Origin of the sequence: Chryseobacterium sp. KLBC 52, from assembly GCF_003347605.1 — a bacterium.
Lineage (GTDB): Bacteria > Bacteroidota > Bacteroidia > Flavobacteriales > Weeksellaceae > Chryseobacterium.
The window spans coordinates 57,337-64,243 of the sequence record NZ_QDFZ01000025.1; the positions used below are offsets into that span (position 1 = coordinate 57,337).

General features: G+C 36.7%; 3 protein-coding genes. All 3 read left to right on the plus strand.

Going from position 1 to position 6,907, the window contains the following annotated elements; genetic code table 11:
* Positions 1–188 precede the first annotated feature (188 nt).
* On the plus strand, positions 189–1,823 hold the full coding sequence (locus DDF69_RS20915; RefSeq protein ID WP_114822486.1) for a T9SS type A sorting domain-containing protein: 1,635 nt from the start codon (positions 189–191) through the stop codon (positions 1,821–1,823).
* A 10-nt stretch (positions 1,824–1,833) separates the two neighbouring features.
* On the plus strand, positions 1,834–5,247 hold the full coding sequence (locus DDF69_RS20920) for a hypothetical protein (protein WP_114822487.1): 3,414 nt from the start codon (positions 1,834–1,836) through the stop codon (positions 5,245–5,247).
* Between the two features lie 5 nt (positions 5,248–5,252).
* A partial coding sequence (locus tag DDF69_RS20925; protein WP_228411988.1) for a DUF6443 domain-containing protein occupies positions 5,253–6,907 on the plus strand: 1,655 nt, incomplete at its 3' end.

Consider the following 6,907-nt stretch of genomic DNA (forward strand, 5'->3'; position numbering starts at 1 on the left):
CGACAGGTTCTGTCGTAGTGGATAGATATTTTTACACCATAATAGAATGACAACAGATATAAATAAAGAGAATTTAATTAAAAATAGTATGATTTACAGGATACCACACAAAAATGATTTCCATATCTTAAAAAGTGTTAAATTCGCGAAGTTTTAAGAAACTAATTACTAACTCAAAAAAACATAGAATGAAAAAATTCTATCTCGGTGCATTCACTTTATGCACGGTCTTGGGCGCATCTGCCCAGGAAGTGGTGTGGCAGAAAGACATCCAATCCTCTACCCAGGATTTTCTAAGCCAGGTCACCACAACCATTGATCAGCAATACCTTATTACCGGAAGTTCTATACATTCTAAAAGCCAACTGCAAGCAGCCAGCAGTCAAAAGCAAAACAACGGTTACGATTTTCACCTGGTAAAACTGAACCAGCAGGGACAGGAAGTCTGGGAGAAATATTTCTCAGGACAAAATCATGATTATCTGTCAGCTACTGTTACCACTCAGGATGGAGGTTTTTTACTAGCCGGAACATCTTATTCCGGAAAAGGATTGGATAAAAAAGAGGATTCCAAAGGCGGTTCAGATATTTGGCTGATCAGAATCAATGAATTTGGAGATGAACTATGGCAAAAAACCTTGGGAAGTTCTTCTGATGAAGAAGCAAGAGCTGTCATTCAAACGACAGATTTAGGATTCTTTGTTGCAGGTAATGTACAAAATTCATCAAAAGGCTATGGTTCCAAAGATGTATTCATTACAAAATTGGATAAAGACGGAAAAGAACTCTCCCAATTAATTTTAGGTGGAAAAGGCTTAGACGAAGTGGAAAAGATGATTCCAACGAAAGATGGAGGAGCATTGCTGGGAATGTATTCAAGGAGTTCCGAGGTTCGTGTTTCGGGATCTGAAAAAGGTTCCGAGATGCGAGATGCGGGTTCTGTGTCAAACGTTCAAAACCCGAATCCCGTATCCCGAAACTCGAAACAAACTGAAAATTTCGGAGAAGGTGATTATTGGATCGTAAAACTCGATAAAAACGGAAAAGTAGAATGGGAAAAGAACTTCGGAGGCAAAGGAGATGATCATTTGAGAACCCTGGCTTTAACTTCCACTGGGTTTATTATTGGGGGAGAATCCAGATCAGAAAGATCAGGAAACAAAACGGTAGGTCTGGAAGAAGGAACAGATCTTTGGCTGATTGCTCTCAATGAAAGAGGTGATGAGCAGTGGCAGAAATCTTACAATTTTAAAAACCGTGATATCCTGATGGGAATGAGTGTTCTTCATTCAGCAGATGATAAATCCTCGAAAGGAATTTTATTGGGGGGCTATACGCAGGCAGAAGGAAGAATAGAAACTGATGACGAAACTTTCTGGATGCTTTATCTTGACCAAAACGGAAATGAACAGTGGAGAAAACACGTCAAAGGAGAATCCGGAAAGAAGGAAGAAAGGCTTTCCGATTTAAAACTCAACAGAGATGGTTCTATTGTTCTGGCCGGAACCAGCGCTGAAGAATTGGGCAAAGAAAACTGGAAGATTGTAAAACTGGGAGATAAACAGGTTGATCAGCTGATTGAAAAATATGATATCAAGATCTATCCAAACCCAGTTTCGGATTATGCTTACGTAGAAATAGGTTTTGATTTTAAGGATGCAGAAATTCTCTTATATGATATGAGTGGAAGACAGCTTCAGAGCATAAAAACCAAAAACAGAGTCACTAAAATTAATACCCAGGCTTTGGTGCAGGGAGCTTATCTGGTGACGATAAAAACAGATAATAACAAAACGGCGAATGCTAAACTGATTAAGAAATAAAAACTAATTTATGAAGAAAAATAGAATAGCTATAATTTTATTACTAGCTTCACTACACAATACAACTCTTGCACAGTCTGGAGTAGGAGGAAGTGATCCTAAAAGTTATGTTGGCGATATTAACCAAATGTTTGCTTCTGCACCTACTTCTAACAATTTAATGAAATTTGAAGAAGTTCCCGTAAGTTATTATACAGGGGTTCCTGATATAAATATTCCCTTAATCAGCATTCCAACGATCAATTCTAAAGTTGTGATGGCTGTACAACTTAAATACCATCCCTTAAATGCTAAACCCGATGACAGAGCTAGTGAAACAGGATTAGGTTGGAGCCTTATTGCAGGAGGGACAATTTCAAGAACAGTTAGGGGAGGGAACCCAGATGAGAAAAATAGAACCATCCCATTCTCTTCTCCTCCAAAAACAAAATATGGGATTTATAATGAAATTTATAATCCAACTTCAAAATTGATAAAGGATCAAACAATTGATCTTGATAATTATAGTTTTGAAGCAGCCATGGGAAAGTATGATACAGAATACGATCTATATCAATACAATTTCATGGGACAGTCAGGAAGATTTTATATTATAAAAGATGATAATGGAAATTATAAACCTGAAAAATTAGATAAAAATAATTTACAGATCATCATTAATAATATTGCTCCAGCTGAAATTACCAGTTTTACTATTGTTGATGATAAAGGAATCAAATACACTTTTGAAGGGATGGAAAAGTCTCAAAAATCTATTACAAATGTAAAAATAGGTATTATAAGTGGTATAGGTAACCCTAACCCAAGTATGGACATTGCAAATTATTGGGCTGCATTTAATCTTATAAATATCAAAGATCAGAATAATAACACTCTTGCCACTTTTAATTATAATCTCAATTCTGTTGTTAAATTTGAAGAAACTCCGACTACAATTACGCGGCTTGCCGGAAACGTACAGTATTCCAACACCAGTGGAAGCACTGAAATCTCTGATGGGAGTATGCCTGGAGCTTTTGAAACACAGTATGTTTATAATACAACCAATACCAAGTTGTTAACAAACATTGATGTCTGGGGAAAGGGTACAATTAATTTAAATTATGAAAAGGGAAGGCAGGATTCAAATTATATGGAGCCTACAGAACTTTATAAACTAAAATCTGTTCAATCAAATTATATTGGGCAAAATACACAACAATACGTAGATAAATATGTATTGGATTATGGGTATTCGGATACAAATTTAAAACCTGAAAATGGTCCGGTGAAAACGTTGCAAAAAATGATGCTGGTAAAAGTTACCAAGACAGCACCCAATACACAAAATCAGGAATACAACTTAGATTATTATAATAATTCAGGGATACTTCAAAAAGATAAATGGGGATATTATAAAGGGGAAAATGATGCATATAGAAGTGACGTTTTAAAATCTTTAACATACCCTGCAAAAGGAAAAGCAGTATTTGATTTTGGTGAGAATATTTACAGCTATACCAATGGAACAGAATCTGTAACAGGGGAATGGGTTGATATAGATAATACTTTTGTATCCTATGATTTAAATACATTTAGTTCATCCATAAAAGAAGAATTTTTTACTGTTCAGACTCCACAAAAAGTCAAGCTTCATCTTGATCTTGGAAATTTAATTTATTCCAATTGGCATTTTTATATTTATAAAAAAAACGCAGACAATACTTACTCTGCTTCCCTTGCCAACTTTGGCTTAAGCTGGCAGTCATGTATAAGCAACAGTGGCGCTCAGTGTATGAACCAGAACTTAGGACCAAACGGAGAACCTATTACAGAATATGACTATGAAACAATTACTTTAGAACCGGGAACCTATTATTTATCCTTAACAGGAAGTAAGGGTATTACTCAGATGCCTATTACCTATTATCTTACAGCTTACACAAAAGAGCGTCAATTTAATAGCTTCCTAACTAAAAAAGGTGGAGGAATAAGAATCAATAATATTAAATATTTTGATACACTGACCTCTACAGAACCGACCAAAGCACTTTTTTATGACTATAAAGACATTAATGATCCACAAAAAAGCAGCGGTTCTCTTGTCTTCCCGGAGCCGATCACAAGCTTTGATGATAGTTACACCTATAGAAATAAGTTTTATAATCCTACAATTACCTATAGTGCTGATTTTAAAGTAACCACTGATTATAATATCCTACCGGTTCAGAAAACACAGGGTTCCGATGTGGGGTATAAATATGTAACTGTTGAACAAAAAGATAAAGATGACAATGGAAAAGGTAAAACTGTTCATACATTCAGATCTCCCATAGATTATCCAAATGATGGAATTTTATCTACGGTGCCACCTGTTGTACCTATTCCTAATCTTGATTATTTAAGAGGGCAGCAAGTATCGGAAAAGGTTTATAATGCAGCAGGCCAGATTATTTCAGAAACTACAACGCAATATACCACAACTGAATTTGAAAAAAATGATGCCGTTAAGCTTTATGACAATTACGAAAAGAATATGGTTTCGGAACTTTTTGGTTTCAGTAGTTACCAAGCGCTTTATAATCAATTAAACATGGGAGTAATGCTCACTAGCCCTTATAAAAGTTTCGAAAAGTTTGGAACAACATTACCTATTCAAAGAGAAGAGAAAACATATTTTTACAAAAACGGAATTCAGAATTCTGTGGTTAAAACAACAAACACTATCTACAATCAGGAGGATTATCCAACAAGTGTTACCCAAAATGAGTCAGGAGCAGGAACTTATATCTCAAAATATAAGTATGCTAAAGAAAAAAACAATCAATATTTAACAGCTAAAAATATGATTGGCATTCCACTGGAGACAGAAGCCCAAAAGAATGGTGTGACAATTTCTAAAATAGAGTCTTTGTATCCTGTCAGTCAGACTGAAGCAGTCACAAAAACTTTAGGGTTGGCATTGCCTTACCAGGTAAATTCTACAGATCTACAAAATGTTGTTTCTACTGAATTGACTTATGATAAGTATGATGAAAAAGGAAATTTACTCCAATATACCACAATAGAAGGAGTTCCTGTTTGTATTGTTTGGGGTTACAACCAGACCCAGCCCATTGCAAAGGTTGAGGGAGCTAAATTAACAGACATCCAGCAGTCATTAATAGATTCTATTGTTAATGCTTCCAACACAGATGCTTTAGCAGCTCCTAACAATGATGAAACATCTTTCTTATCAGCATTGAACACCTTCAGAGCTAATGCTGCATTATCCGGTTATCAGATTACCACTTACACTTATGATCCTTTAGTAGGAGTAAGAAGCATCACACCACCATCCGGAATCAGGGAAAGCTATGTTTACGACTCTGCTAACAGACTTCAGAAAGTGATCGATGTGAATGGCAAAGTGTTGAAGGAAATGAAATACAACTATAAAAACTAAAACTGATGAAAAAATTGATAATACCAATAGGAGCGTTGCTCTTATCCAATATAACTTATGCCCAGCTTTCCACGATTTCAAGCAATGAAAACTATATTCAGACCAAAACGTATCTGGATTATAATGGTACCACAGCTACAAAATCCTCAGAATCTGTACAGTATTTTGACGGACTGGGAAGGGCAAAACAGATTGTTAACATAGCTGCATCACCACTGGGACGGGATGTGGTTACTCATATTGAATATGACGCGTTCGGAAGACAGGTCAAAGATTATCTTCCTGTTCCCCAACTTTCCACAAGCAATGGAAACTATTATTCAGGACCTTTGGGTGTTTATCCTACAACCTACGGTAATGAAAAGATCTATTCTGAAAAAGTTTTGGAAAGCTCACCATTGGATCGGATTCTGGAGCAGAAACAGGTAGGTAATGACTGGAACGGAAAATCTGTAAAGTTTAGCTATGACACCAACGGATTTAATGAAGTCTATCAGTTTACCACGAGCACAAGCTGGGTAGATGGAGCTACAAAAAGTGTAGTGAGCTTATCGCCTGCCACCATTTATGCCCCCAACCAATTGTATAAAAACTCTGTCAAAGATGAGGATGATAATGAAACCATAGAGTTTAAAAACGGTAGAGGACAGGTTGTATTAGTAAGAAAAGTCATGAGCCCTGCAGAACATGTGGATACCTATTATGTTTATAATGAATATGATCAGCTGGCTTTTGTTATTCCTCCTCTGGCTGTTCATAAGTCTATTACGGATGATCTACTCAATACCTTATGCTATCAGTACCGTTATGACGGCAGGGGAAGACTTGTGGAAAAAAAGCTTCCCGGCAAAGGCTGGGAGTTTATGGTATATGATAAAGCCGACAGGCTGATGCTTAGCCAGGATGCCAATATGAAAGGATCTGGAAAATGGCTGATGACCAAGTATGACCAGTGGGGAAGAGTTGCCTATACAGGCATATTCAGTTCAAATGACAGTAGGGCGACAATACAGGATCAGATCAAGGATTTGGTTATTTATGATGCGCGCCATTCTACAGGTTTTGTAAGGAATGGAATCAATATTTATTATACCGCTGTCTATTTTACCCCTGAAAGTATTTTGTCGGTTAATTATTACGACTCTTATCCTGCCTACAGTTTTAATCCGGCATTTCCTTCAACAATTCAGGGAGAACCAGTATTGACAGACACTCATACAGCTGATGGAAGAAGTACCAAAGGACTACCTGTAATGAGTTTTGTAAAGAATATTGAGGATGACAACTGGACCAGGAATTATACCTATTATGATCAGAAAGGAAGAGCTATTGGCAGTCATTCTGTGAATCATTTGGGAGGCTATACCCGCACAGAATCCAAACTTGATTTTGCAGGAATCACGAAACAGACTGTAACAAGGCATAAGAGACTGAGTACGGATACCGAAAGGGTCATCACAGAAACCTTTGATTATGACAGTCAGAACCGCTTGGTTACCCATAAACATAAGATTGATAATAATGCTGAAGAAATCCTGGCTCAGAATACCTATAATGAAATTTCCCAGGTTACGAATAAAAAAGTAGGAGGAGTTACGGCTTCTTCTCCGCTTCAGCAGATAGATTACCAATATAATATCCGTGGGTGGCTGACCCAGAT